The organism is Microbacterium aureliae, assembly GCF_054780155.1.
In genome coordinates, this window is the sequence record NZ_BAAGWW010000001.1 from 194326 (window position 1) to 218459 (window position 24134).

At 71.0% G+C, this 24134-nt stretch carries 19 protein-coding genes, 1 tRNA gene and 1 other RNA gene; 10 read left to right on the forward strand and 11 right to left on the reverse strand.

Annotated features, from left to right (window positions below; translation table 11 throughout):
• Window positions 1-15 precede the first annotated feature (15 nt).
• Window positions 16-1290, reverse strand: a complete 1275-nt coding sequence (locus tag ACYVF4_RS00965) for a hypothetical protein (RefSeq protein WP_460718856.1) — start codon at window positions 1288-1290, stop codon at window positions 16-18.
• A gap of 126 nt (window positions 1291-1416) precedes the next feature.
• On the opposite strand from ACYVF4_RS00965, the gene ACYVF4_RS00970 reads away from it, so the two are divergent.
• Window positions 1417-2127 (forward strand): DUF4191 domain-containing protein, encoded by a 711-nt coding sequence (locus tag ACYVF4_RS00970; protein WP_460718858.1) that lies wholly within the window; start codon window positions 1417-1419, stop codon window positions 2125-2127.
• A gap of 7 nt (window positions 2128-2134) precedes the next feature.
• Here ACYVF4_RS00970 and ACYVF4_RS00975 read toward each other — a convergent pair whose 3' ends face one another.
• Entirely contained in the window at window positions 2135-2485 is a 351-nt protein-coding gene (locus ACYVF4_RS00975; protein WP_460720707.1) for an RDD family protein, read from the reverse strand.
• Between the two features lie 176 nt (window positions 2486-2661).
• On the opposite strand from ACYVF4_RS00975, the gene glnA (ACYVF4_RS00980) reads away from it, so the two are divergent.
• Window positions 2662-4086 carry a type I glutamate--ammonia ligase gene (gene glnA / locus ACYVF4_RS00980; protein WP_460718860.1) on the forward strand — a complete coding sequence of 475 codons (1425 nt, stop codon included), beginning with the start codon at window positions 2662-2664 and terminating at the stop codon, window positions 4084-4086.
• A 63-nt stretch (window positions 4087-4149) separates the two neighbouring features.
• Here the strand turns inward: glnA (ACYVF4_RS00980) and ACYVF4_RS00985 are convergent, their stop codons facing one another.
• Genes ACYVF4_RS00985 through ACYVF4_RS00995 form a run of 3 tightly spaced genes read right to left on the reverse strand, consistent with a single transcriptional unit; the run spans window position 4150 to window position 8761 of the window.
• On the reverse strand, window positions 4150-7152 hold the full coding sequence (locus ACYVF4_RS00985) for a bifunctional [glutamine synthetase] adenylyltransferase/[glutamine synthetase]-adenylyl-L-tyrosine phosphorylase (protein ID WP_460718862.1): 3003 nt from the start codon (window positions 7150-7152) through the stop codon (window positions 4150-4152).
• Window positions 7153-7161: 9 nt separating this feature from the next.
• The gene (gene glnA / locus ACYVF4_RS00990) at window positions 7162-8499 is read right to left on the reverse strand and encodes a type I glutamate--ammonia ligase (RefSeq protein WP_460718864.1); all 1338 of its coding nucleotides are present in this window, start codon (window positions 8497-8499) and stop codon (window positions 7162-7164) included.
• A 31-nt stretch (window positions 8500-8530) separates the two neighbouring features.
• Window positions 8531-8761, reverse strand: coding sequence for an SPOR domain-containing protein (locus ACYVF4_RS00995; RefSeq protein ID WP_460718866.1), 231 nt, complete (start codon window positions 8759-8761; stop codon window positions 8531-8533).
• A 79-nt stretch (window positions 8762-8840) separates the two neighbouring features.
• Here ACYVF4_RS00995 and ppgK point away from each other — a divergent pair, with 79 nt between their 5' ends.
• Window positions 8841-9632: a polyphosphate--glucose phosphotransferase gene (ppgK, locus tag ACYVF4_RS01000; protein ID WP_460718868.1), complete on the forward strand. Its 792-nt coding sequence runs from the start codon at window positions 8841-8843 to the stop codon at window positions 9630-9632.
• A 4-nt stretch (window positions 9633-9636) separates the two neighbouring features.
• Here ppgK and rnpB read toward each other — a convergent pair.
• From rnpB to ACYVF4_RS01020, 4 genes are all read right to left on the reverse strand, one after another.
• Window positions 9637-10001: RNase P RNA component class A (gene rnpB / locus ACYVF4_RS01005), an RNA gene on the reverse strand.
• A 35-nt stretch (window positions 10002-10036) separates the two neighbouring features.
• Entirely contained in the window at window positions 10037-11728 is a 1692-nt protein-coding gene (locus tag ACYVF4_RS01010; RefSeq protein ID WP_460718870.1) for a bifunctional 3'-5' exonuclease/DNA polymerase, read from the reverse strand.
• A 27-nt stretch (window positions 11729-11755) separates the two neighbouring features.
• Complete coding sequence (locus ACYVF4_RS01015; protein WP_460718872.1) at window positions 11756-12487, reverse strand: zinc ribbon domain-containing protein; 732 nt, start codon at window positions 12485-12487, stop codon at window positions 11756-11758.
• A gap of 36 nt (window positions 12488-12523) precedes the next feature.
• Window positions 12524-12596, reverse strand: a tRNA-Val gene (locus ACYVF4_RS01020).
• Between the two features lie 153 nt (window positions 12597-12749).
• Between ACYVF4_RS01020 and aceE the strand changes: the two genes are divergently transcribed.
• The 6 genes from aceE (at window position 12750) to ACYVF4_RS01050 (ending at window position 20379) form a co-directional block, all read left to right on the forward strand.
• Window positions 12750-15479, forward strand: coding sequence for a pyruvate dehydrogenase (acetyl-transferring), homodimeric type (aceE, locus tag ACYVF4_RS01025; protein ID WP_460718874.1), 2730 nt, complete (start codon window positions 12750-12752; stop codon window positions 15477-15479).
• Window positions 15480-15487: 8 nt separating this feature from the next.
• Window positions 15488-16717 (forward strand): PucR family transcriptional regulator, encoded by a 1230-nt coding sequence (locus ACYVF4_RS01030; protein WP_460718876.1) that lies wholly within the window; start codon window positions 15488-15490, stop codon window positions 16715-16717.
• Window positions 16718-16826: 109 nt separating this feature from the next.
• On the forward strand, window positions 16827-17756 hold the full coding sequence (locus ACYVF4_RS01035; protein WP_460718878.1) for an ACP S-malonyltransferase: 930 nt from the start codon (window positions 16827-16829) through the stop codon (window positions 17754-17756).
• Window positions 17753-18754, forward strand: a complete 1002-nt coding sequence (locus ACYVF4_RS01040) for a beta-ketoacyl-ACP synthase III (protein WP_460718880.1) — start codon at window positions 17753-17755, stop codon at window positions 18752-18754. The genes ACYVF4_RS01035 and ACYVF4_RS01040 overlap by 4 nt, the downstream gene beginning before the upstream one ends.
• Before the next feature lie 73 nt (window positions 18755-18827).
• The gene (locus tag ACYVF4_RS01045; RefSeq protein WP_322409028.1) at window positions 18828-19076 is read left to right on the forward strand and encodes an acyl carrier protein; all 249 of its coding nucleotides are present in this window, start codon (window positions 18828-18830) and stop codon (window positions 19074-19076) included.
• A gap of 64 nt (window positions 19077-19140) precedes the next feature.
• Window positions 19141-20379: a beta-ketoacyl-[acyl-carrier-protein] synthase family protein gene (locus ACYVF4_RS01050; RefSeq protein WP_460718882.1), complete on the forward strand. Its 1239-nt coding sequence runs from the start codon at window positions 19141-19143 to the stop codon at window positions 20377-20379.
• Window positions 20380-20518: 139 nt separating this feature from the next.
• Here the strand turns inward: ACYVF4_RS01050 and ACYVF4_RS01055 are convergent, their stop codons facing one another.
• Window positions 20519-21022, reverse strand: a complete 504-nt coding sequence (locus tag ACYVF4_RS01055; protein WP_460718884.1) for a DUF3145 domain-containing protein — start codon at window positions 21020-21022, stop codon at window positions 20519-20521.
• A 172-nt stretch (window positions 21023-21194) separates the two neighbouring features.
• Complete coding sequence (locus ACYVF4_RS01060; protein WP_460718886.1) at window positions 21195-21968, reverse strand: hypothetical protein; 774 nt, start codon at window positions 21966-21968, stop codon at window positions 21195-21197.
• Between the two features lie 153 nt (window positions 21969-22121).
• Between ACYVF4_RS01060 and ACYVF4_RS01065 the strand changes: the two genes are divergently transcribed.
• Window positions 22122-24134 carry a DUF262 domain-containing protein gene (locus ACYVF4_RS01065; RefSeq protein WP_460718888.1) on the forward strand — a complete coding sequence of 671 codons (2013 nt, stop codon included), beginning with the start codon at window positions 22122-22124 and terminating at the stop codon, window positions 24132-24134.

Below are 24134 nucleotides of genomic sequence, written 5' to 3' on the forward strand. Positions count from 1 at the left end.
CGGAAGGCCTCTCGATCATGGCTGCTGCGCGACGTCGTGAACGTCGCGCAGCAGCCATCTCTCGTTCTGGCGCGCCATCACGACCAGCTGCCGGCGGCCATCCGTCCCTGCGACCTGGAGGATGACGACATCGCCGAGGTCGTCGACGAGCTGTACTGCCAGCCGGTCGGCGGGCTCGTCGATGGGACCGGCCGGCAGTGTGCGAGCCGGGTCGTCCTGGATCCCCGCCAGGCACGCGACATCGCCCTCGCACGCGCGCCGTGCGGTCAGCAGCGCCACGAGCCGGTCGCCGATCGCCACGGAGTCGCCCGGCCGAGCGCGCGCCTCGGCGTCACCGGCATCCGTCTCCGTCACGGGTGGCGTCTGGTGCGGATGCGGCGCAGACTCGGTCGGGCTCGCCCGCACCGCCGGCTCCGCGGCCGAGGGCTCCCCCGGTGCCGGCCACATCATGCCGGCTACCACCACCACGCCGGCGGCCGCGCCCGCGAGTGCCCACGGGCGGCGGGACCCCGGCGGCCGGCCGGCCCGGCGCCAGAGCCCCGTCGTCGCCTTGGACACGAGATCGGCCAGGTCGGCGTCGACGTGGCGCACCAGGCGTCCCGTCCAGGGCTCGGCGGCCGGTTCGCCGCCGAACATCGGCTCGTCCCGGCGGGCGGAAGCGGCCAGTCGGGGTGCGGGGACGGCGAGGACGAGGGGAGCCGGCTCCGCCTCGTCGAACAGCGCATCCTCGGCGCGCGCGAGTTCGAGCCCCGAGAGACGGTCGGCGCCCGCCGCCTGACGCACCTCGTCCCAGCAGGCCAGGGCGACGTCGCCGCGAAGGCGGTCGAGCAGGGCGAGGCAGGACGCGCGGGCGGGGTCGTCGCCGACCCCTGCCGCGAGGAGGGGACGCCCGTCCGCAGCCACCCACCACTGCCCGGGTTCCTCGGGTGCGTCCCGCAGCTCGGCCAGGGCTCGCAGTGCGCTCACCGCCAGCGTCACCGCCTCTCCCGCGCCGATCGCGATACCGGCGCGCGCACGCCGGTCCAGGAGGCCGGCCACGGTCTCGTCGCACGCGGGGAGCACGACGTCGTGCCCGCCGGGCCGGCGCACCACGTCGTGAGGGGCGAGGAGATGACCGTCCGCCTCGGCGCGCCAGCCGGCCCAGTCCGCCGGCAGCGTCGCCGCGTCGACCACGTGCACGCGCTCGCCCTCGGCGTCGTGGCACAGCATGCCCGGCCAGGGGGCGTCGGTGCCGCCCGAGATGGCGCGGACGCGACGGAAGATGCGCGACGCGTCGGAAGGAGAGGACATGCGCACCAGCGTCGCCGTGCACGATCGGACCGCGGCGACCCGGGCGGGCATCTGTGGACGATCGTCGCGTCGCGCCCACCTGGGGAGGAGAGGTTGCGGGACCGGTTGAAAGGTAGGCTTGTCGGCATGGCAGCCCGCACCACCTCCCCCGAGAAGCGCCCCGGCTTCTTCTCGCAGATCCGCACGCTCTACACCTTCACCCAGAAGGAATATCGCTGGCTGCCCTTCCTGCTGATCGCCGTCCTGCTGGCCGGCATCGCGCTCGGCGTCGGCCTCGGGTTCCTCCTCCCCCCGGTCCAGCCGTGGAGCGTCGTGCTGTGGGGTATCACGGGCCTCATGCTGGGCATCCTGGCCTCGCTCATGACGATGACGCGCCTGTCGACGCTGGCGATGTACAAGAAGATCGACGGGATGCCGGGAGCCACCGGTCACGTCCTGTCGACGTCCCTCGGCCGTAAGTGGCAGTCCAGTGAGATGCCCGTGGGGATCAACCCCAAGACGCAGGAGGCGGTCTACCGCGCGATCGGGCGCGGCGGGGTCGTCATCGTGGGCGAAGGCGCGCGCGGGCGGCTGACCCGGCTCGTCGCCGATGAGCGCTCGAAGGTCCAGCGCGTGGCCGCAGGCGTCCCCGTGCACGTGTTCTACGTCGGTCACGGTGAGGACGAGGTGACGATCGACAAGCTCGCGTCGACCATCAAGTCGCTTCCGAAGAAGATCGATCGCGCCACGATGGCGGCCGTCATCCGTCGCGTCGACTCGGTGTCGCAGTCGCTCGCCTCGCTGCCGATCCCCAAGGGCATCGACCCGACGAAGGTCCGCGCCCCGCGCCCGCGCTGATCGGCCGTCAGGAGCGGATGAGCACCGTTCCTGCCGCCTTGTCGTGCAGACCCCGCTGATCGGCGTCCCAGATCAACGCGGGGATGACGAGGATCAGCAGCAGCGTCCGCAGGATGGGCCGCCACAGGCCCGTCCACGCGCCGTCGAGGCGCACGAGCCGCATGCCGAACAGGCGATGGCCGGGGCTTCCCTGGAGCGTCGGGATGAACACGATCTGGATGATCGCGAAGATGGTGAGGATCGCCAGAGCGTCCCAGCCGAAGAATCCCGACAGCAGGTACGCCGCCCCGTAGTCGAGGAAGAGCGCGGCGACGCGCCGACCGACCCGTGCGAGGGACCCGGCGCCTTCACGCGGCATCCCGAGACGTTCGCCGGGATACTGCTGCACGCTGTCGCTCACCGTTCCAGCCTAACCAGCGGCGTGTAACATGCCGGAAACAATGGTGTCACTGTCGGGCAACGGGCCCGCGGTACCGTGCCTGACATGCTCGCCCTGCGAGCGGCAGTTCCCGATGCCCTACCTCTGGAGAGTTCATGTTCAGTGATTCATCCGAGGTGCTGAAGTTCATCAAGGACGAGGACGTGAAGTTCCTCGACATCCGCTTCACGGATCTTCCTGGTGTGCAGCAGCACTTCAACATCCCGGCAGCCACCGTCGACGAGGAGTTCTTCACCGTCGGCCAGTTGTTCGACGGCTCCTCCATCCGGGGCTTCGCCAACATCCACGAGTCGGACATGCAGCTCATCCCGGATGTCTCGACGGCCTACATCGACCCGTTCCGCGAGGCGAAGACCCTCATCATGGTCTTCGACATCTACAACCCGCGCAACGGCGAGATCTACTCCAAGGACCCGCGTCAGGTCGCCAAGAAGGCGGAGAAGTACCTCGCCTCCACCGGCATCGCCGACACCGCGTTCTTCGCACCCGAGGCCGAGTTCTACATCTTCGACGACGTCCGCTACGAGGTGAAGCAGAACGCCAGCTTCTACTCGGTGGACTCCGAAGAGGGTGCGTGGAACACCGGTCGCGTCGAAGAGGGCGGGAACCTCGCCAACAAGACCCCCTTCAAGGGCGGCTACTTCCCCGTCTCGCCCGTCGACAAGCAGGCTGACCTGCGCGACGACATCAGCCTCAAGCTCATCGAGGCCGGCCTCCACCTCGAGCGCGCACACCACGAGGTGGGCACCGGCGGCCAGGCCGAGATCAACTACCGCTTCGACACGATGGTCCACGCGGCGGACGACATCCTGAAGTTCAAGTACATCGTCAAGAACACCGCCGAGCAGTGGGGCAAGGTCGCGACCTTCATGCCCAAGCCGCTCTTCGGGGACAACGGCTCGGGCATGCACACCCACCAGTCGCTGTGGAACGACGGCAAGCCGCTGTTCTACGACGAGAAGGGCTACGGCGGCCTGTCCGACGTCGCCCGCTGGTACATCGGCGGCATCCTGGCACACGCCCCCGCGGTCCTGGCCTTCACCAACCCCACCCTCAACAGCTACCACCGCCTGGTGAAGGGCTTCGAGGCGCCGGTCAACCTGGTGTACTCGGCGGGCAACCGCTCGGCTGCCATCCGCATCCCGATCACCGGCACCAACCCGAAGGCCAAGCGCATCGAGTTCCGCGCGCCGGACGCATCGGGGAACCCCTACCTGGCCTTCGCGGCACAGCTGATGGCCGGCATCGACGGCATCATCAACCGCATCGAGCCGCACGAGCCGGTGGACAAGGACCTCTACGAGCTGCCGCCCGAGGAGGCCAAGAACATCCCGCAGGTGCCGAACTCGCTGCTGGACTCCCTCGAGGCCCTCCGCGCGGACAACGAGTTCCTCACGCGCGGGAACGTCTTCACGCCCGAGCTCATCGAGACGTGGATCGAGTACAAGATCGAGAACGAGATCCAGCCGATGGCCCAGCGCCCGCACCCGTTCGAGTACGAGCTGTACTTCGGGGTCTGATCGCGCCGCGACCACGCGAAGAGGCTCCGGACGGATTCCCGTCCGGAGCCTCTTCGCGTTGCGTCAGCCGTAGAAGAGCTTCTCGAAGACGCGGCGCGCGCGCCGGGTGGCCCCGAAATAGTCCTCCTCGACGCGCGTCGCCGAACGGGGCGGGTAGCCGAGCAGCCTCCCGATGCCGTCCAGCCGCGCGCGATCGGAGGGCAGGACGTCGCTGGTCTGCCCCGAGAGCAGGGTGTTGGCGGAGCGGAGCCTGCTCGAGAGCCGCCAGGACTCGGCCAGCAGGTCGGCGGCCGGAGCGGGGAGGAGTCCCTCGGCCTGAGCCGCGCGCAGCGCCGCGATCGTCGAGGTGGTCCGCATGCCGGGCACCCGGTGCGCGTGCTGGAGCTGCAGGATCTGCACGAGCCACTCCACGTCCGAGAGCGAGCCGGGGCCGAGCTTCAGGTGGCGCGCGGGGTCGGCGCCCTGCGGCAGGCGCTCGTTCTCGACGCGCGCCTTGATCCTCTTGATCTCGCGCAGCCCCTGCGGGTCCGCCGCGACGGGGAAGCGGACTTCGTCAGCCAGCTCGGTGAAGGCGTCGATGAGCTTGACGCTGCCGGCGACGCCCCGCGCACGCAGCAGGGCCTGCGCCTCCCACGACAGCGACCAGCGCCGGTAGTACGCCTCGTAGCTCTCGAGCGATCGTACGAGCGGACCGCTCCGGCCCTCCGGACGCAGGTCCGCGTCGAGGTCGAGCGGGACGCGGTGATCCTCGGACTGATTGCGCAGCTCCGAGACGATCTGCAGCGCGAGCCGCGCCGCGCGCTCGGGGTCGACCGAGTTCGCCCGGTAGACGTACATGACGTCGGCATCCGATCCGAAGCCGAGTTCGCGCCCGCCGAAGCGTCCCATCGCGATGACCGAGAAGTCGAGGTCGTCGTCCTCGGGCGGCACCACCTCGCGCCGCACCGCCCGCAGCGCCGCCTGGATCGTCACCTCGGTGATGGTCGTCAGCGCATCCGCGATCTGCTCGATCGTGATGCTGCCGAGGATCCCCGCCATCGCCACGCGCAGCAGCTCCCGCCGCCGGAGCGCGCGGACGGCCCGCATCGCCTCGGTCATCCCGGAGTGCCGCGTCTGGATCGCCCGCGCCTCCTGCTGCAGCGCCGCACCGGATCTCGGCTGCAGCAGCTCCTCGTCGTCGAGCCAGGCCGCGGACTCCGGGATCCACTCCATCAGCTCGCCGACGTAGCGCGAGCCCGACAGCACGCGGGTGAGGCTCTCGGCGGCGCCGGAGGAGTCCCGCAGCATGCGCAGGAACCACGGGGTGCTGCCCAGACGCTCGCTCAGCCGGCGGAAGGCGATGAGTCCGTAGTCGGGGTCGACGCCGTCGGCGAACCAGCGGATCATGACGGGCATCAGGTGACGCTGGATCGTGGCCTTGCGGCTGATGCCGCTGGTGAGAGCCCCGATGTGGCGGAGAGCCCCGTTCGGGTCGGCGAAGCCGATGGCGGCCAGACGGTCGTGGGCCTGCTCGGTGGACAGCACTCGCTCGTCGGCGGGGAGGGCGGCGACGGCCGAGAGCAGGGGACGGTAGAACAGGCGGACGTGGATGTCGCGCACCTCGCGCTTGGTCGCCTCCCACAGCTGCCACACCTCATCGCCGGACGGCGCCAGGCCGCTTGCGCGGGCGAGCACGCGCCGGTCCTCCGGCCGGGCCGGCATCAGGTGGGTGCGGCGCAGCGACCGCAGCTGCACGCGGTGCTCGAGCAGCCGCAGCACACGGTAGTGCCGGGCGAATGCGGCCGCCTCGCTGCGGCCGATGTACCCCTCGGCGACCAGCGCGTCCAGCGCCTCGAGCGTCCCGCGCTGGCGGATGCGGTCGTCGCTCAGTCCGTGCACGAGCTGCAGGAGCTGCACGGTGAACTCGATGTCCCGGATGCCGCCCGGGCCGAGCTTCAGCTGATACGGGACGTCCTCGGCGGGGATGTGCTCGGTGACCCGCTCGCGCATGCGCTGGACGGAATCGACGAAGTTCTCGCGGGCCGCGCTGGTCCACACCTTCGGCTGGACCGCACGGACGTAGTCGGCGCCCAGCTGCGGGTCGCCCGCCAGCGGTCGGGCTTTCAGCAGGGCCTGGAACTCCCAGCTCTTGGCCCATCGGTCGTAATAGGACAGATGGGACTCGAGGGTGCGCACCAGCGCGCCCTGCTTTCCCTCGGGACGCAGGTTCGCGTCCACCTCCCATAGCGGCGGCTCGATCTCGACTCCCGAGATCCCTCGCATCGTCTGCATCGCCAGCCGCGTGGCGATGTCGACGACGCGTGCGTCGTCGAGGTCCTCGGGAGCGGCAGCGGCGGCGCCGGCGACGAAGATGACGTCGACGTCGCTGACGTAGTTCAGCTCGCGCGCCCCGGTCTTGCCCATCCCGATGATCGACAGCGCCGTGGCGGCGACCTGCTCGCGCGGGCAGGCGCCCACCCCCGGAACGCCCCGCGACACGCGCGTGCGGGCGACGGCGAGCGATGCCTCGAGCGCCGCTCCGGCGAGGTCGGCCAGCGCGGCGGCGACCCCCGGGAGCTCGTCCACCGGCGAGGGGCTGAGCAGGTCGTAGCCCGCGATGCGCGCGAGCAGCCTGCGGTACCGTACCCGCAGCGCCACCCAGGCCTCCTCGCCGCCGGTGGCCGCGAAGCCTTCGACGGCGGCGACCGAATCGAGCATCGTCGAGCGGAGCTCATCCTCGTCGGGCAACGCCGCGCCGGCGCCGCGCAGCGAAGCGATCTCGTCCGGATGCCGGAAGAAGAAGTCCGCGAAGCCGGAGGAGGCGCCCACCAGTGCCCACAGTGCCCGCCAGCCGGCGTCGTCTTCGTGTATCCCGCCGACGGCGGCGGCGTCCCGCCGGGCGATGCGGACCACGGCCGTCAGCGCGGCATCGGGGTCCGCGGTGTCCGAGGCCCGCAGGGCGAGCTCATCGCGATCGAGCGAGAGCGTGCCGGCGAGCTCGTCGAGCAGGGCGTCCGCCTCGCCGAGGGAGCTGAAGCCCAGGCGCGCCAGGCCGGTGAGCGAGGTGGAGCGGTCCGACGCCGACATGGGATCGGCTCAGAGCATCTCGAGGTTGCTCTTCAGCTCGAAGGGCGTGACCTGGGAGCGGTACTGCTGCCATTCGCGCCGCTTGTTCAGCAGCACGTAGTTGAACACCTGCTCCCCCAGCGTCTCGGCCACCAGCTCGGAGTCCTCCATGTACTCCAGGGCATGGTCGAGGCTCGCGGGGAGCGGCGCGTAGCCGAGCGCGCGACGCTCGGCATCCGTCAGCGACCACACATTGTCCTCGGCCTCGAGGGGCAGCTCGTACTCCTCTTCGATGCCCTTGAGCCCCGCGGCCAAGAGGAGGGCGTAGGCGAGGTAGGGGTTGGCGGCGGAGTCGAGCCCGCGGTACTCCACGCGCGTGGACTGGCCCTTGTTCGGCTTGTACATCGGCACCCGGACGAGCGCCGACCGGTTGTTGTGGCCCCAGCAGATGAAGCTCGGCGCCTCGTCGCCGCCCCAGATCCGCTTGTAGGAGTTGACGAACTGGTTGGTCACCGCCGCCATCTCGTTCGCGTGGCGGAGCAGGCCGGCGATGAAGTGCCGTCCGGTCTTGGACAGCTGGTACTGCGCGCCCTCTTCGTAGAACGCGTTGACGTCGCCCTCGAACAGCGACATGTGGGTGTGCATGCCGCTGCCGGGCTGCCCGCCGAGCGGCTTGGGCATGAACGTCGCGTACACGCCCTGCTCGATGGCCACCTCTTTGATGACCGTGCGGAAGGTCATGATGTTGTCGGCCGTGGCCAGCGCATCGGCGTAGCGCAGATCGATCTCGTTCTGGCCGGGGCCGCCCTCGTGGTGGCTGAACTCCACCGAGATGCCGAGGTCCTCCAGCATCCGGACCGAGCGCCGGCGGAAGTCGTGCGCGGTGCCACCGGGGACGTTGTCGAAGTATCCGGCGGAGTCCACGGGGATCGGCCCCTCGGGGCCGTAGGCCGAGGACTTCAGCAGGTAGAACTCGATCTCGGGGTGGGTGTAGAAGGTGAAGCCGGCGTCGGCGGCGCGCGCCAGCGTGCGCTTGAGGACGTTACGGGGATCGGCCACCGCCGGCTGCCCGTCCGGGGTGGTGATGTCGCAGAACATGCGGGCGGTGGGGTCGATCTCGCCCCGCCACGGGAGGGTCTGGAACGTCGTCGGGTCGGGGTGGGCCAGCAGATCCGACTCGTAGGAGCGGGTCAGGCCCTCGATGGCGGAGCCGTCGAATCCGAGACCCTCCGCGAACGCGCCCTCGACCTCGGCGGGGGCGATCGCGACGGACTTGAGCGTGCCGATGACGTCGGTGAACCACAGGCGGACGAACTTCACGCCCCGTTCCTCGATCGTCCGAAGCACGAAGTCACGCTGCTTGTCCATTGCATCCTCTCCCGGGCCGGCTCCAGCCAGACTACTGGTCGGCGTCGGCGGGGCCCGACGACGAGCCGCGCGCCGGCCAGGCGTCATCGCGGGCGTCGTCCTCGGCCCACGCCCGGGAGCGTTCGCGCATGAGGCGCGGCGCGTCGGCCGCCTCCTCCTCGGTGTCGAAGGGACCGGCGCGGTCGACAGCCGGAGACGCGAATCCGCGCTCGACCTGTCCCGTCGTCAGGTTGTACCAGTACTTCTCGCTGTCGGTGGTCACGGTTCCTCCCAGGTCCCTCGTCGGCTCCGGTGCTCCGATCCTACTGAGGGAGCGCCCCGCGCTGACTAGGCTGTCGATCATGGCTAGTGAGGCGACGCAGGCTGTCGGAGTCGACATCGGCGGGACGGGGATCAAGGCCGGGCTGGTCGACCTCGCCAAGGGCGAGCTGATCTCGGACCGCATCAAGGTGGCCACGCCCCGCGGGGCGGAGCCGGCCGACGTGCTGGATGCCGTGCGCGGTGTCCTGGAGCGTCTCGGCGTCACCGATCCAGCCGTGCCCCTCGGCGTGGCCTTCCCCGCCATCGTCAAGCACGGCCGCACGCTCTCGGCCGCGAACGTGTCGAAGGCCTGGATCGGGTTCGAGGCCGAGCGGTTCTTCGAGGAGGGGCTCGGCCGCGACATCCACTTCGCAAACGACGCCGACGTGGCCGGCATCGCCGAGCTTCAGTACGGCGCAGCGAAGGGTCGCGACGGCCTGATCATCCTCACCACCCTGGGGACCGGCATCGGATCGGCCCTGCTGCACGAGGGCATCCTGATCCCCAACTCCGAGCTGGGGCACCTGCAGCGCGCGCAGCACGACGGTGACGCCGAGACGTACTCCGCCTACTCAGCGATGGAGCGCGAGCAGCTGTCGTGGGAGGACTGGGCGGCGCGCCTGCAGTGGTACTACCGGTACGTCGAGTTCCTGTTCAGCCCCGATCTGTTCATCGTGGGCGGCGGCGTGTCCAAGCACGCCGACAAGTTCCTGCCGCTGCTCGATCTGAACACGCCCATCGTCCCGGCGGTCCACCGCAACAACGCCGGGATCATCGGCGCGGCGGCACTGTCGCTCCTGGGCGCGGGGGCGCTGCGCGACGACACGGCCTGAGGGGCGAATGGGCCGGCCTGTACGCCGGGTTCTGTCCGAGGGCCGGAGCCCCGTGGACGGTCATCTCTCTCGGCGACACGTTGCCGTGCCGCTCCAGCGGCCTACCCGGGGACTCGGCGGGCCGCGTCGTCATCCCCTGTCTGGCCTTGCTCCGGGCGAGGTTTGCCGTGCGGATCGTGTCACCACGATCCCGGTGGTCTCTTACACCGCCCTTTCACCCTTACCGCGGCGAGGCCGCGGCGGTCTGCTCTCTGTGGCACTGTCTCGCGGATCGCTCCGGGTGGGTGTTACCCACCGCCCTGCCCTGTGGAGCCCGGACGTTCCTCGGCGCCCACGTGCCGTGGGCGACGCGACCGTCCAGCCGACCCATTCGCGTGGTCGATTCTAGCGGCGCGCAATTGGCCTCACGCGCCGCCGGCGGACGCACCGATGCGGACCTCGACGGGGAAATCGAGCGGGAAGTCCCCGAAGAGCAGGCGGCCCGCGGTGTCGGCGGCGGCGCGCACGGCTTCGGCCGCGGCCTCGGCGTGCTCGGCCGGCGCGTGGATGAGCACCTCGTCGTGCAGGAAGTATGCAAGGTGCGCCCGCCGCGAGAAGACCGGCCCCGAGGCGGTGGCCTCTACGGTGGCGAGGGGCAGGGCGTGCAGGCGGCCGCGCAGGTCGGCGAGCCAGGCGGCCGCCCACTCCGCGGCCGTCCCCTGCACGATGAAGTTGCGTGTGAAGCGCCCGCGCTCCCGCGCCTGCGCAGCGGCCCGCTCGCCGGGGGCCCCGTGATCGGATGCCGAAGGAAGGGACGCGGGCGGGGTCGTGCGGCCCAGCAGCGTCGAGACCGCTTCACCGCGTTCGCCGCGGGTCGCGGCGCCGTCCACCAGCGCCATCGCGCGGGGGAAGGAGCGCCGGAGGTGCGGGACCAGACGCCCCGAGGCACCGCTCGTGGCCCCGTACATCGCTCCCAGCATCGCGATCTTCGCCTCGGCGCGGGTGCGGAGGGGCGTGGAGCGGACGATGCCCTCGTAGAGATCCCGGCCGCGGGCGGCGCGCGCCAGGGCGAGATCGCCGCTCATCGCGGCCAGGACCCGCGGCTCCAGCTGGGCCACGTCGGCACTGACGATGAGCCAGCCGTCGTCGGCGCGGACCGCCTCCCGAAGCAGTCGCGGGATCTGCAGCGCCCCTCCGCCCGCCGACGCCCATCGGCCCGTCACCACGCCGCCCGGGATGTACACCGGCCGGAATCGGCCGCCACGGACCCACGTGTCCAGCCACGTCCAGCCGTTCGCCGAAAGCAGCCGCGTGAGGCGCTTGTACTCCAGCAGGGGTTCCACGACCGGATGCCGGTGCTCCCGCAGCTCCCACTTGCTCGTCGACCGCGTGAACACCCCCGCGCGATGCAGGGCGCGCAGCAGCTGCGGCGGGGAGTCGAGCTGCGCATCGGGCTGGCCGAGGGCGTCGCGCACGGCGGCCGCGCTCTGGGAGATCCGTGCAGGGATGCCGCCCGGCCCGCGGGATCCGAGCACGTCCACGAGGATCCGGTCGTGCTCGGTCGCGTCCCACGGGATGCCCGCGGCCGACATCTCGGCAGCCACGAGTGCCGATGCGGATTCGGCCGCGAGCAGCAGCCGGAGCGCGCCCGGTGAGGAGGACGACGAGACGACGGCGCGCTGACGCGAGAACTCGGCGATGAGCACGTCCGCCCCGGACGGTCGTCGTGCACCCTCGCCGTCCCACTCGAACAGAGTCGCGTCGGACGGCGTCCCCGCCGTCGCGGGCGCTTCCCATCGGTCCGCGACGTGCGGCGCGGCATCCGCGCGATCGGGCCAGCGCAGGATGGCCTGGCCGGACCTCAGGTCGTGGCAGCGCGCCACGCGGACGCCGTCGGCGAGCAGGCGTGGATAGATCGACGCGGTGTCGGCCCACACCCAGCGCACCGGGCCGGCGCTCTCGCGCCGCGCCACCGCCTCGGCGAGGGCCTCCCCTGTCACGGCCCGGCGCGCCCCGCCCGTGCCGTCCGCGAGCACGTCGACCAGATCGACGCCGTCCTCGGTGGGTGCGAGGACGACCGTGACCTCGGCGGCCGGGGAGCGGTGCGGTTCAGCCACGCCCGGCCCGCGGGAGCCGGAGTGCCCTCACAGCCCCGATTCTTCGGTGCGCACGAGCACGCAGCCGCACTCGGGGCAGAACAGCACGTCGTCGTCGGCCGCCTGCCGCATCGTCCCCAGGTCCGTGCCCGAGAGCATCATCCGGCAGCCTTCGCACGTGCGCTGCACGAGGAGCGCGGCTCCGGTCCCCCGCGACGCCAGTCGCTCGTAGAGGGCGAGCAGGTCACCGGGCACCTGCGCGGCGACCGCTTCGCGATCGCGAGTGGCCGCGTCGTGGGCGGCCTGCGCCTCGGCGACGGCCTTCTTGCCGTCCGCGCTCAGCCGCGCGCCCTCGGCGTTGGTGTCGGCGATGAGCGCCTCCTGCTCGGCGACGGCGCGCTCCGCGGTCTCGAGGTTCTCCATCACCTCGAGCTCGGCATCCTCGAGAGCGCTCTTGCGTCGGGCGAGCGCCGCGAGCTCGCTCTCGAACCCCTGCGCCTCCTTCGGGTTGGACGACGCGGCCAGCCGCTGGGCGTCACGCGCGGATCGCGCATCCACCACGGCCACGTCGGATTCGATCCGCGCGAGCTCCGCGCGCAGGTCGTCCCGCGCGCCCTGGCGCGAGGTCAGCTCCTGCGAGAGCCGCTGCCGCTCGGCCAGCAGCTCCTTGACGCGCTCGGCCTGAGGCGGGTGCGAGCGCGCGTGGTCGGCCCGAGTGATGCGGGTGTCCAGGTCGGCGAGGTCGACGAGTCGGCGCTGGTCTGCGGGGCTGGCTTTCACGCGATCAAACCTACCCGCCGCGCGCTTGTGCCGGAGTGGGCCCTGCCGGGATCGAACCGACGACATCCACGGTGTAAACGTGGCGCTCTACCAGCTGAGCTAAAGGCCCCCGCCGCTCAGTCTACGAGGATGACGGCTCCGGGCCTCGGCGAGCCCGCCGACTGGGTAGGCTGGGGGGCGGTGTGTTGTCCGGCGTGAACAACGATCGGCCCCACCTGTTGCGATTCCCTGGCACGATCTGCCAGACGACGAAAGGTCTTCTGTGACTGTCAACGATCAGGATCCGTACTCGCAGGAACCCCTCGACAGCGATCCCGAAGAGACCGCCGAGTGGCAGGAGTCCCTCCAGCAGCTCGTCCAGGCCAAGGGCCGCGGCCGCGGCCGCGAGATCATGCTCAGCCTGCTGCAGTCCTCGCACGACCTGCAGCTGAACGTGCCGCAGGTACCCACGACGGATTACATCAACACGATCACCCCCGATCGCGAGCCCGAGTTCCCGGGCGACGAGGAGCTCGAGCGCCGGTACCGGCGCTGGATCCGGTGGAACGCCGCCTTGACGGTCCACCGCGCCCAGCGCCCCGGCATCGGCGTCGGCGGGCACATCTCCACGTACGCCTCGTCGGCGTCGCTCTACGAAGTCGGCTTCAACCACTTCTTCCGCGGGCTCGACGACCCCAACGGCGGCGACCAGGTGTTCATCCAGGGGCACGCCTCCCCCGGCATCTATGCGCGCTCGTTCCTCGAGGGTCGCCTCAGCGCGGCGCAGCTGGACGGCTTCCGCCAGGAGAAGTCGAAGGCTCCCGAAGGAATCCCGTCCTACCCGCACCCGCGCCTCATGCCCGAGTACTGGCAGTTCCCCACGGTGTCGATGGGCATCGGACCGATCAACGCCATCTACCAGGCGATGACGAACAAGTACCTCACCAACCGCGGCATCAAGGATCTGTCGTCCTCCCACGTTTGGGCCTTCCTCGGCGACGGCGAGATGGACGAGGTCGAGAGCCGCGGCCAGCTGCAGGTCGCCGCCAACGAAGGACTGGACAACCTGACCTTCGTGGTGAACTGCAACCTGCAGCGCCTCGACGGGCCGGTGCGCGGCAACGGCAAGATCATCCAGGAGCTCGAGAGCTTCTTCCGCGGCGCGGGCTGGAACGTCATCAAGGTCGTGTGGGGCCGCGGCTGGGACGAGCTGCTGTCGCAGGACGTCGACGGCGCCCTGGTGCGCCTCATGAACACCACCCCCGACGGCGACTTCCAGACCTACCGGGCCGAGGACGGCGGGTTCATCCGCGACCACTTCTTCGGTCGGGACGAGCGCACCGCGAAGCTGGTCGAGACCTGGTCGGACGAGGACATCTGGGGCAAGCTCCGCCGAGGCGGGCTGGACTACCAGAAGGTCTACGCCGCCTACAAGACGGCCGTCGAGCACAAGGGACAGCCGACGGTCATCCTCGCCAAGACCATCAAGGGCTACGGCCTCGGCCACCACTTCGAGGGGCGCAACGCGACGCACCAGATGAAGAAGATGACGCTCGAGGACCTCAAGCACTTCCGGGACTCGATGCGCATCCCGATCACGGACGAGCAGCTCGAAGAGAACCCGTACGAGCCGCCCTACTACCACCCGGGCGACCAGGACGAGACCATCCAGTACATGCTCGAGCGCCGCCGCGCGCTCGGCGGCTTCCTGCCCGAGCGGCGCTCGCACCACGTCGGGCTGGAGCTGCCGGGCGACGCCGCGTACGCACTGCCCAAGAAGGGCTCGGGCACGCAGGAGATCGCCACCACGATGGCGTTCGTCCGCCTGCTGAAGGATCTGCTGCGGGCCAAGGACTTCGGTCACCGCATCGTCCCGATCATCCCGGACGAGGCGCGCACCTTCGGCATGGACGCCTACTTCCCGACGGCGAAGATCTACAACCCGCACGGCCAGAACTACACCTCGGTCGACCGCGAGCTGCTCCTGGCGTACAAAGAGAGCCCGCAGGGGCAGATCATGCACGTCGGCATCAATGAGGCCGGGGCCGTCGCGGCCTTCACCGCCACCGGCACTTCATACTCCACCCACGGCGAGCCGCTCATCCCGGTCTACGTCTTCTACTCGATGTTCGGCTTCCAGCGCACCGGTGACGCGCAGTGGGCCGCCGGCGACCAGATGGCCCGCGGGTTCATCATCGGGGCGACCGCCGGGCGCACCACGCTGACCGGAGAGGGGCTGCAGCACGCGGACGGCCACTCGCAGCTGCTGGCCTCCACCAACCCCGCGACGGTGTCGTACGACCCCGCCTACGGGTACGAGATCGCCCACATCGTCCGCGACGGCATCGAGCGGATGTACGGCGGCACGCACCCCGACCCGAACGTCATGTACTACCTCACGGTGTACAACGAGCCGATCGTGCAGCCCGCCGAGCCCGAGGGCGTGGACGTCGACGGCATCCTCCGCGGCATCCACCGGATCTCGTCGCCCGAGGGCGACGGACCGCGTGCGCAGATCCTCGCCTCCGGCGTGGGCGTGCCGTGGGCGCTGGAAGCCCAGCAGCTGCTGCGCGACGACTGGGGCGTCCACGCCGACGTGTGGTCGGTGACGTCCTGGACCGAGCTGCGCCGCGACGGCCTGGCCGCCGACGAGCACAACTTCCTGCATCCGGATGAGGAGCCCCGCACGGCCTACATCACGCAGAAGCTCGCCGGCACGCCGGGTCCCGTGGTGGCCGTCAGCGACTTCATGCACGCCGTCCAGGACCAGATCCGCCCGTGGGTGCAGCACCAGTTCGTCACCCTCGGCGCCGACGGCTTCGGCTTCTCGGACACGCGCGCCGCGGCCCGCCGCTACTTCAAGATCGACGGCCCGTCGATCGTGGTGCGGACGCTGCAGGCGCTGGCCGCCGAAGGCACCGTCGACCGGTCGCTCGCCGCGCAGGCGATCGAGAAGTACCGGCTGCACGACGTGACCGCCGGCACCAGCGGGAATGCGGGCGGCGAGAGCTGATCGACGCGATGCCCGCCTCTCCGGCCCCGATGGACAAGGCCGAGACGCTCGCCTGGCTGCGACGCATCTCGGGTGACCTGGCGACGGTCACCATCAAGCGGCTCGAGGACACCCTTCCGTGGTACGCCGAGATGCCACCGGCCCGACGCTCCGCCGTCGGGCTGGTGGCCCAGGCGGGCATCACCTCTTTCATCCAGTGGTACGACGATCCCGGATCCACGCCGTGGATCGCCGCCGACATCTTCGCCGCCGCTCCCCGCGAGCTGCTGCGCAGCGTCAGCCTGACCCAGACGCTGCAGCTCATCCGCGTGACCGTCGAGGTCACCGAGGAGCGCGTCACCGGCAAGGGCGAATCGCTGCGCGAGGCCATCCTGCTGTACTCGCGTGAGGTGGCCTTCGCCGCCGCAGACGTCTACGCCCGCGCCGCCGAGGCGCGGGGGCTGTGGGATGCACGCCTCGAAGCCCTCGTGGTCGACTCGATCCTCACCGGCGAGGCCGACGAGGAGCTCCCCAGCCGCATCGCCGCCCTCGGCTGGCACGGCCACGGCGAGTGCGCGGTGCTGGTGGGGACCACTCCCCCGCAGTTCGACGTCGACCAGCTGCGCCGGACCGCCCGCAAGCTCGGGGCGGACGTCCTCATCGGCGTCCAGGGCTCCCGGCTCGTGCTCGTCGTCGGGCGCTCCGAGACCGCCGCGAAGGACGACTCGGCCGGCGAGCTGCCGTTCACCGAGATCGCCAAGCGGCTGGAGCCCGGCTTCGGCAGCGGGCACCTCGTGCTCGGTCCCGCCGTGCCGGCGCTCGTGGAGGCCGGCCAGAGCGCCCGCGCGGCCCTGGCCGGGTTCGCCGTCGCGCGATCGTGGCGCCACGCGCCGCGGCCGGTCGAAGCCGACGACCTGCTGCCGGAGCGGGCGATGGCGGGCGACCCCCTCGCCAAGCAGACGCTGGTGGAGCGCATCTACCGTCCGCTGCAGGCGCACAGCGCAGACCTCGTGGCCACCCTGTGGAGCTACCTCGACAACGGGCGCTCGCTGGAAGCCACCGCTCGGGAGCTCTTCGTGCACCCGAACACCGTCCGCTACCGGTTGAAGAGGGTCTCCGAGGTGATCGGCTGGGATGCCACCGGTCCCCGCGAGGCCCTCATCCTGCAGACCGCGCTGATCCTGGGGTCGATCGGCTCTGACGCGACACGCCGCCGGACGGCCCCGTCGCGGCGGCAGCCGGCCTCCGCGCTGGCCTGAGCCACCCGCGCGACATGCCGCGCGTTTAGTGCGGTAGCGACAAACGAACCGCCCATTTCTGTGAGGGAGTCGCCAGAAGCGCCCGGTCGATCCTTGGCAGGATGGATGGGTGATCATCGCGGTGTTCCCCGGCCAAGGCTCGCAGACTCCCGGCTTCCTCGCTCCGTGGCTCGAGCAGCCGGGAGCCGCGGACAAGCTGGCCGCCTACTCCGAGTGGGCCGGCGTCGACCTGGTCGCCGCGGGCACCGAGTGGGATGCCGACCGCATCCGCGACACCCAGGTCGCTCAGCCGCTGATCGTCGCGGCGAGCCTGCTGTCATGGAATGCGCTGGACTCGCGCGACCACATCGGCGGCGTCGCCGGCCACTCCGTGGGCGAGTTCGCCGCGGCAGCGGCCGCCGGCATCCTGACCGACGAGGAGGCCCTGCGGCTGGTGGGCATCCGCGGACGCGCGATGGCCGAGGCGGCCACGGCGACCCCGACCGGCATGGCCGCCGTGCTCGGCGGCGACCAGGACGCCGTCGTCGCGCGTCTCGAGGAGCTCGACCTGACCCCCGCCAACTACAACGGCGGCGGCCAGCTCGTGGCCGCCGGCTCGCTCGACGCGCTCGCGGCCCTCGCCGCCCAGCCTCCGGCCGCGACGCGGGTCATCCCGCTCCAGGTCGCCGGCGCCTTCCACACCCGCTACATGCAGCCGGCCGTCGCGGTGCTGCGCGAGGCCGCAGCCGCCGTCCGTCCCGCCGATCCCGACGTCACCATCTGGACCAACCGCGACGGCGCGGCCGTGGCCGGCGGCCAGGCATTCCTCGACGCGCTGGTCGACCAGGTGGCCTCGCCGGTCCGCTGGGACCTGTGCATGGCGTCCTTCGCGGATGCCGGGGTGCACGGCCTTATCGAGCTCTCGCCCGCCGGGACGCTGACGGGCCTGGCCAAGCGGGCGCTGCGCGGAACACCCGCGGTCGCCGTGAAGACTCCCGAGGACCTCGCAGCCGCGCGGGACCTCGCCCGATCCACCGACGAACGACCGGAGACCGCATGACCGCCGCACTCATCCAGCCGCGTGGCGCCGCGCACACCCGCATCCTCGCCTACGGCGCGGCGCGCGGTGAGATCGCCGTCCCGAACGAGGACCTCGTCGGGCCCATCGACTCCAGCGACGAATGGATCCGCCAGCGGACCGGCATCGTGACGCGTACGCGCGCGGTCGCCGAGACCGACGCGATCGATCTGGCCACCGACGCCGCCCGCGAGGCGATCGAGAGCTCGGGATTGGCCGCGTCGGAAATCGACGCCGTGATCGTCGCGACGATCAGCAACCCCAAGCAGACCCCCTCGGTCGCCGCCATCGTCGCCGACCGGGTCGGGGCCAACCCTGCCGCGGCGTACGACCTCAACGCCGCGTGCGCCGGGTTCGCCTACGGCATCGCGCAGGCCGACGCGCTCATCCGCGCGGGCGCCGCCCACCACGCCCTCGTCATCGGCACCGAGAAGCTCAGCGACATCGTCGATCCCGCCGACCGCAGCATCTCGTTCCTGCTCGGCGACGGCGCCGGCGCCGCCGTGGTGGGACCCAGCGACACGCCCGGAATCGGACCGACCGTGTGGGGCTCGGACGGCTCCAAGGCGGATGCGGTGGGAATGGACCACACCCTCACCGAGTTCCGCGACGGCACCGCCCCCTGGCCGACCCTGCGCCAGGAGGGCCCCACGGTCTTCCGGTGGGCGGTGTGGGAGATGGTGAAGGTCGCCCGGCAGGCACTCGAGGCGGCCGGCGTGACTCCCGCCGATCTCGCCGCGTTCGTCCCCCACCAGGCCAACATGCGCATCATCGACGAGTTCGCCAAGCAGCTCGGCCTGCCCGAGACGGTCGTCGTCGGCCGCGACATCGAGACGACGGGCAACACCTCGGCCGCCTCGATCCCGCTTGCGACGCACCGGCTGCTCCAGGAGCACCCCGAGCTCAGCGGCGGTCTCGCCCTGCAGATCGGGTTCGGCGCCGGGCTGGTGTTCGGCGCCCAGGTCGTGGTCCTCCCGTGACGGCGCAACCGGCGACCCTAGACTGAATCCCGGCCCGCCCGGGTCCGCGAACCCCGAAGAAACAGGAGAAACCATGGCATTCACCAACGACGAGGTCCTCGCCGGACTCGCCGAGCTCATCACCGACGAGACCGGCATCTCGGCCGACGAGGTCGCGATGGAGAAGTCGTTCACCGACGACCTCGACATCGACTCGATCTCGATGATGACGATCGTCGTCAACGCCGAGGAGAAGTTCGGCGTCACCATCCCCGACGACGAGGTGAAGAACCTCAAGACCGTCGGCGACGCCGTCACCTACATCACGTCCAACCAGGCGTGAGTGCCACCGGTGGGGGCACCAGCCCCCACCGGTCGCTCCGCTCCACCCCGAGGAAACCCATCGCATGAGCACCCCCCGCATCGTCGTCACGGGCATCGGCGCGACCACCCCGGTCGGCGGCACCGCCCCCGAGAGCTGGTCGGCCCTGCTGCAGGGCGCCTCGGGCGCACGCAGCCTCGAGTACGACTGGGTGGAGCAGTATCAGCTGCCGGTAACCTTCGCCGCCGAGGCGAAGGTGCGCCCCGAAGAGGTCCTGGCCCGGCCCACGGCCAAGAGGCTGGATCCCGCCTCGCAGTTCGCTCTCGTCGCGGCCATGGAGGCCTGGGAGGACGCCGGCGCCCCCGACGTCGAGCCCGAGCGCCTCGGCGTCGACTTCGCCACCGGGATCGGCGGCGTGTGGACCCTCCTCGACGCGTGGGACACCCTGCGCGAGAAGGGGCCCCGTCGCGTCATGCCGATGACGGTGCCGATGCTGATGCCCAACGCCGCCGCCGGCAACCTGTCCCTGCACTTCGGTGCGCGCGCCTACGCCCGCACCGTCGCCAGCGCCTGCGCGTCGAGCACCGAGTCGATCGTCAACGCCGTCGAGCATCTGCGTCGCGGGTTGGCCGACGTCGTCATCGCGGGGGGAACCGAGTCGGCGATCCACCCCATCACCGTCGCCTCGTTCGCCTCGATGCAGGCCCTGTCGCGGCGCAACGACGACCCGGCCACGGCCTCGCGGCCGTGCAGCGTCGACCGCGACGGCTTCGTCATGGGCGAGGGGGCGGCCTGCCTCATCCTCGAGACTGAAGAGCACGCCCGGGCGCGCGGCGCGAAGATCTACGCGGCAGTCGTGGGCGGCGGGGTCACCGCCGACTCGTACCACATCACGGCGAACGACCCCGAGGGGCTGGGCGCGGCCCGCGCGGTGCGGATGGCGCTGGAGGAGGCGGGAGCCTCCCCCGACGACGTCACCCACATCAACGCGCATGCCACGTCGACGCCGGTGGGCGACCCGAACGAGTACCAGGCGCTCAAGGCCGTCTTCGGCGACCGCATCGACGAGATCCCCGTCTCGGCGACGAAGGCCTCGACCGGGCACCTGCTCGGCGGCACGGGGGCGCTCGAAGCGATCTTCACGGTCCTTGCCCTCCGAGACCGCAAGGCTCCGCCGACGATCAACATCACGACGCAGGATCCCGCCGTGCCCTTCCGCATCTCGGGGAGCCCCGCCGACCTCGGGTCGGGCGATCAGCTCGCCATCAGCAACTCGTTCGGCTTCGGCGGGCACAACGCCGTCGCCGCCTTCACCTCGGTCTGAGCGTTCCGCACGCCGAGACGCCCCGGGTCGAACCCGGGGGCGTCTCGCGGTGTCAGGGGGGATTCGCTTCCTCGCCGCCCGGGAAATCGTCCTCCGAGCGTCGGTACCGGCGCCTCCCCGCCTGGACGTCTGTGTGCGGTCAGCCGACCTTGTGCAGCCAGACCACGGGCGCGTCGTCCCCGGCGTGGCGGAACGGCTCCAGCTCCTCGTCCCACGCCGATCCCAGGGCCACGTCCAGTTCGCGCTGCAGCTCGAAGGCATCGCCCGCGGCGACCTCCATCGCGTAGCGGATGCGGTCCTCGCCGATGACGACGTTGCCGGCGGCATCCGTCTGGGCGTAGTGGATGCCGAGCCCCGGCGTGTGCAGCCAGCGCCCGCCGTCGCTGCGCGGCGTCGGGTCTTCGGTGACCTCGAACCGCAGATGCTCCCAGCCGCGGATGGCGGTGGCCAGCGCTGCGCCCGTGCCTGCCGGCCCCTCCCAGTAGAACTCCGTGCGCCGGCTGCCGGTGAGCACCGGCTGGTCGGCCCAGTCGAAGTTCACGGCACGGCCGAGCGCGCGTCCTGCCGCCCACTCCAGGTGGGGACACAACGCTCGTGGCGCGGAGTGGATGAAGATCACGCCGCGCGCCTGGGTTGTCGCCATGATTTCTCCGTTTCCTCAGGTACGTCTTCCCCTACGACCTGACACGGATCCCGTGGCGAACTGCTGAAGTTGTGGGCCCATTATCGCGAACCCGCGCACGAATCACAACCATGTAAGAAGCGACACGCGCCCCGGCCGTGCGAGCCGGGGCGCGTGTCGGTGGATCGGCCGCTCAGGCCTCGCTCATGGCCTGCAGATCGGCCTTGCCCTTGGCGGCGTAGTACGCGGCGCGTGCCGCGTCGCGACGGGCCTGCTCGGCCTGGCCGGCGTCGCGGGTCTCCTGGTCGACCTCGACGTAGTCCGTCGTGGGGTGACCGTGGTACTTCTCGATGTACGCATCGAGCTCGGGGCCGGATTCCCACGAGGTGATCAGGCAGTAGCGCGGCTCGTCGCCGGTGTGGTGGACGGCGTGCCACAGGCGCTGCGTGTCGACGATCAGCTGCGCTCCGGCGGGCAGGGCGATCCGGTACTCGACGCTCGGATCCGTGCGGTTGTCGCGCAGGACGAAGTAGCTGTCCTTGTCGTCGGTGAGGTTGAAGAACCCGCGGACGATCCAGCCGGTGCCGTCGGGGTTCAGCCGGTTGTTGTCGTCCTGGTGCAGGTTGTACAGCGCATCGGCGTACGAGTTTGGCTGCAGCTCGATGATGCGGCAGCGGCCGACGTTGGAGCCCGGCTCCTTCGCGCGCGCCGTGAGCGTCGGGGCGATGTCGGTCTGCGCGTCGATCCAGACGCCGTCCTTGTCGGTGCGCGGCGGCGTGTGGTTCCAGAAGCCGTTGCACTCGATCTCGCCCTTGGCCGAGGCGAGCGGCGCGAAGCGGGTGTCACCCGAAGACTTCCAGTCGACGTACTCGAGGTCGAGCCACTCCTTGGGGTCGACGGGCTCGGTGTACGGATCGAGCACCACGAAGCCGGTCTCTTCGAGAGCGGCGGACTTGATGTAACCCATGCGGATCATGCCTTTCGGTCAGCGGGCCAGCACGTTTCAACAGGCCTCGCGCAGGCAAGCCTACTGCGTCGACTAAACTCGACGACGGCGTGCCCGGCCGTGCCGTGGCCGGCGAAGACGCCGTGCGCGAGCCCCGAAGGACGTCCCCGAAGCATGGTCACAGCCGTCACCGCCACCAACGTCGACGCCACTGCGGTGAACACCGTGGGCTGGCTGGCCGGGGGCGAGGGCAGCATCGTCGTCCCGGTCTATCAGCGGCAGTACCGATGGGACATCGGCGCCTGCGAGCAGCTTCTCGCCGACATCCGCGCGGTCGCCGATGACGACGAGACGCACATGCACTTCATCGGGTCGATCCTCTCGTCGGTCTCGCCCGACGGGCGCGAGCGCGTCCTCATCGACGGCCAGCAGCGCACCACCACGCTCATGCTGCTCGTGGCGGCCCTGCACCACACCGTCGCGGAGTCCGACGCGGCACTCGCCGCCGAGATCCGGCGCGTGCTGGTGCGGGCGGATGATCCCGCCCGGACGAAGCTGCGCCCGCACCCCGCGTGGGCGAGGACCTTCGAGAGCATCGTGCTCTCTCCCACGAGCGCGTCGGGCGCGGCGTCGAGATTCGCCGACAACTACGCGTTCTTCCGCAGCCAGGTCGGCCGGGACGAGGCACCCCGGATCTGGCGCGGACTGCAGAAGCTCGAGCACGTCGCCATCACCCTCGGCGCCGGCGCCAACGCTCAGCAGATCTTCGAGAGCCTCAATTCCACCGGTGAGCCGCTGCGCGATCACGAGCTGATCCACAATTACGTGCTGATGGGTCTCGGGCACGCCGAGCAGCGCGAGGTCGAGGAGCAGTACTGGCTCCCGATCGAGCGGGACACCGGTGAGGCGATCGCCGAGTTCTGGCGCCACTACCTGATTATGAGCGGCGGCCGCGACGTGCCGCCCACCGGCGGCAGGACGGTCTACGACGCCTTCCGCCAGCGCTTCCCGCGGCTGGACGTGGACGGACTGCGGCACAACGCCGCCGAGTGGCGCGCGCTGGCCGCCGCGTACCGGACGCTGCTGGATCCCGCGACCGAGGTCGACGGCGAGATCGCCGCGGAGCTCGCCGGCATCGCGGTCTTCGGCACGAGCATGCACCCGGTGGTGCTCCGCGCCTACCGCGATCACCAGCTCGGGCGCCTCCCCCGGCAGGACTTCACGACCCTGCTCGGGATGCTGCAGTCCATGCTGCTGCGCCGCGTGCTGGTCGGCGTGGGGACGGACCGCCTCGTCGCCCGCCTCTGCCGGGCGTACGCCGAGGGCTTCGGCGAGTTCGTCGCGGTGGTCTCCCGCGTCACGCCGTCGGACGAACGGGTGCGCGTGGCGCTGAAGTACTCCGAGCTGCGCCACCCCGCCTACGTGCTGTCGCGGCTCGCCGGGCTCCCCACGGCGGACGGCGTGGGAGTGGACCACGTGGTCCCCCTCGCGCCGCAGGACGGGTGGGAGGGCGGGTCGGGGCGGCCGTGGGCCGAGCTCACCGAGGACGAGCAGAACAGCCTGCGGGCTGTGGCGGGGACTCTCGGCAACCTCGTGCTCCTCGAGGAGGACCTCGCGATCGAGGCCTTCGACCGGTCCTTCGCCGACAAGGCACGGGTGTTCGCCCGCAGCGGGGTGGGCCTGACGCGCGCGGTCGCCGACGCGCCGGAGTGGAGCACCGCGAAGATCGCCGAGCGCAGCGCGAGACTGAGCGACGAGTTCGTGCGGATCTGGCCGCGCCCGGGCGGCCGCGTCATCGACGACGACGGGCTGACGCCGATCCTCGACGCGGTGCGGCGTGCCGGCTGGCCGCGCGGCTGGCAACGCGAGTGGGCCTATGTCGAGTACCGGGGCGAGCACTGGGAGGTTCCGGACGTCAAGTACCTCTTCAACCGCGTGTTCAAGCGCCTGTGGTCCGATTCGCGTGAAGCCGTGGTGTCCTTCAGCGCGCGCCGCGGCGGACCCGTCTACCCCGACCCCTCCTGGAACGGGCAGTGGGATCGGCTCGACGACGCACACCACCTCTACATGGGCTGGGACTACGGCTACATGCTGGACGCCGTGCAGGGAGTGCTCCGCGAGGCGGGGATCGAGTCGGAGGTCTTCGTGAAGTACTCCTACATCGGCGAGGCGATGCAGGAGCAGTGA

What these genes read in the sequence shown, in the direction of transcription:
- ACYVF4_RS01055 (WP_460718884.1), bottom strand. Translation starts at nt 21,022, where the DNA reads ATGGCGACAACCCAGGCGCGCGGCGTGATCTTCATCCACTCCGCGCCA.
- glnA (WP_460718860.1), top strand. Translation starts at nt 2,662, where the DNA reads ATGTTCAGTGATTCATCCGAGGTGCTGAAGTTCATCAAGGACGAGGAC.
- ACYVF4_RS00965 (WP_460718856.1), bottom strand. Translation starts at nt 1,290, where the DNA reads ATGTCCTCTCCTTCCGACGCGTCGCGCATCTTCCGTCGCGTCCGCGCC.
- ppgK (WP_460718868.1), top strand. Translation starts at nt 8,841, where the DNA reads ATGGCTAGTGAGGCGACGCAGGCTGTCGGAGTCGACATCGGCGGGACG.
- glnA (WP_460718864.1), bottom strand. Translation starts at nt 8,499, where the DNA reads ATGGACAAGCAGCGTGACTTCGTGCTTCGGACGATCGAGGAACGGGGC.
- ACYVF4_RS00970 (WP_460718858.1), top strand. Translation starts at nt 1,417, where the DNA reads ATGGCAGCCCGCACCACCTCCCCCGAGAAGCGCCCCGGCTTCTTCTCG.
- ACYVF4_RS01045 (WP_322409028.1), top strand. Translation starts at nt 18,828, where the DNA reads ATGGCATTCACCAACGACGAGGTCCTCGCCGGACTCGCCGAGCTCATC.
- ACYVF4_RS00985 (WP_460718862.1), bottom strand. Translation starts at nt 7,152, where the DNA reads ATGTCGGCGTCGGACCGCTCCACCTCGCTCACCGGCCTGGCGCGCCTG.
- ACYVF4_RS01050 (WP_460718882.1), top strand. Translation starts at nt 19,141, where the DNA reads ATGAGCACCCCCCGCATCGTCGTCACGGGCATCGGCGCGACCACCCCG.
- ACYVF4_RS01065 (WP_460718888.1), top strand. Translation starts at nt 22,122, where the DNA reads ATGGTCACAGCCGTCACCGCCACCAACGTCGACGCCACTGCGGTGAAC.
- ACYVF4_RS00975 (WP_460720707.1), bottom strand. Translation starts at nt 2,485, where the DNA reads ATGCCGCGTGAAGGCGCCGGGTCCCTCGCACGGGTCGGTCGGCGCGTC.
- ACYVF4_RS01040 (WP_460718880.1), top strand. Translation starts at nt 17,753, where the DNA reads ATGACCGCCGCACTCATCCAGCCGCGTGGCGCCGCGCACACCCGCATC.
- ACYVF4_RS01030 (WP_460718876.1), top strand. Translation starts at nt 15,488, where the DNA reads ATGCCCGCCTCTCCGGCCCCGATGGACAAGGCCGAGACGCTCGCCTGG.
- ACYVF4_RS01060 (WP_460718886.1), bottom strand. Translation starts at nt 21,968, where the DNA reads ATGGGTTACATCAAGTCCGCCGCTCTCGAAGAGACCGGCTTCGTGGTG.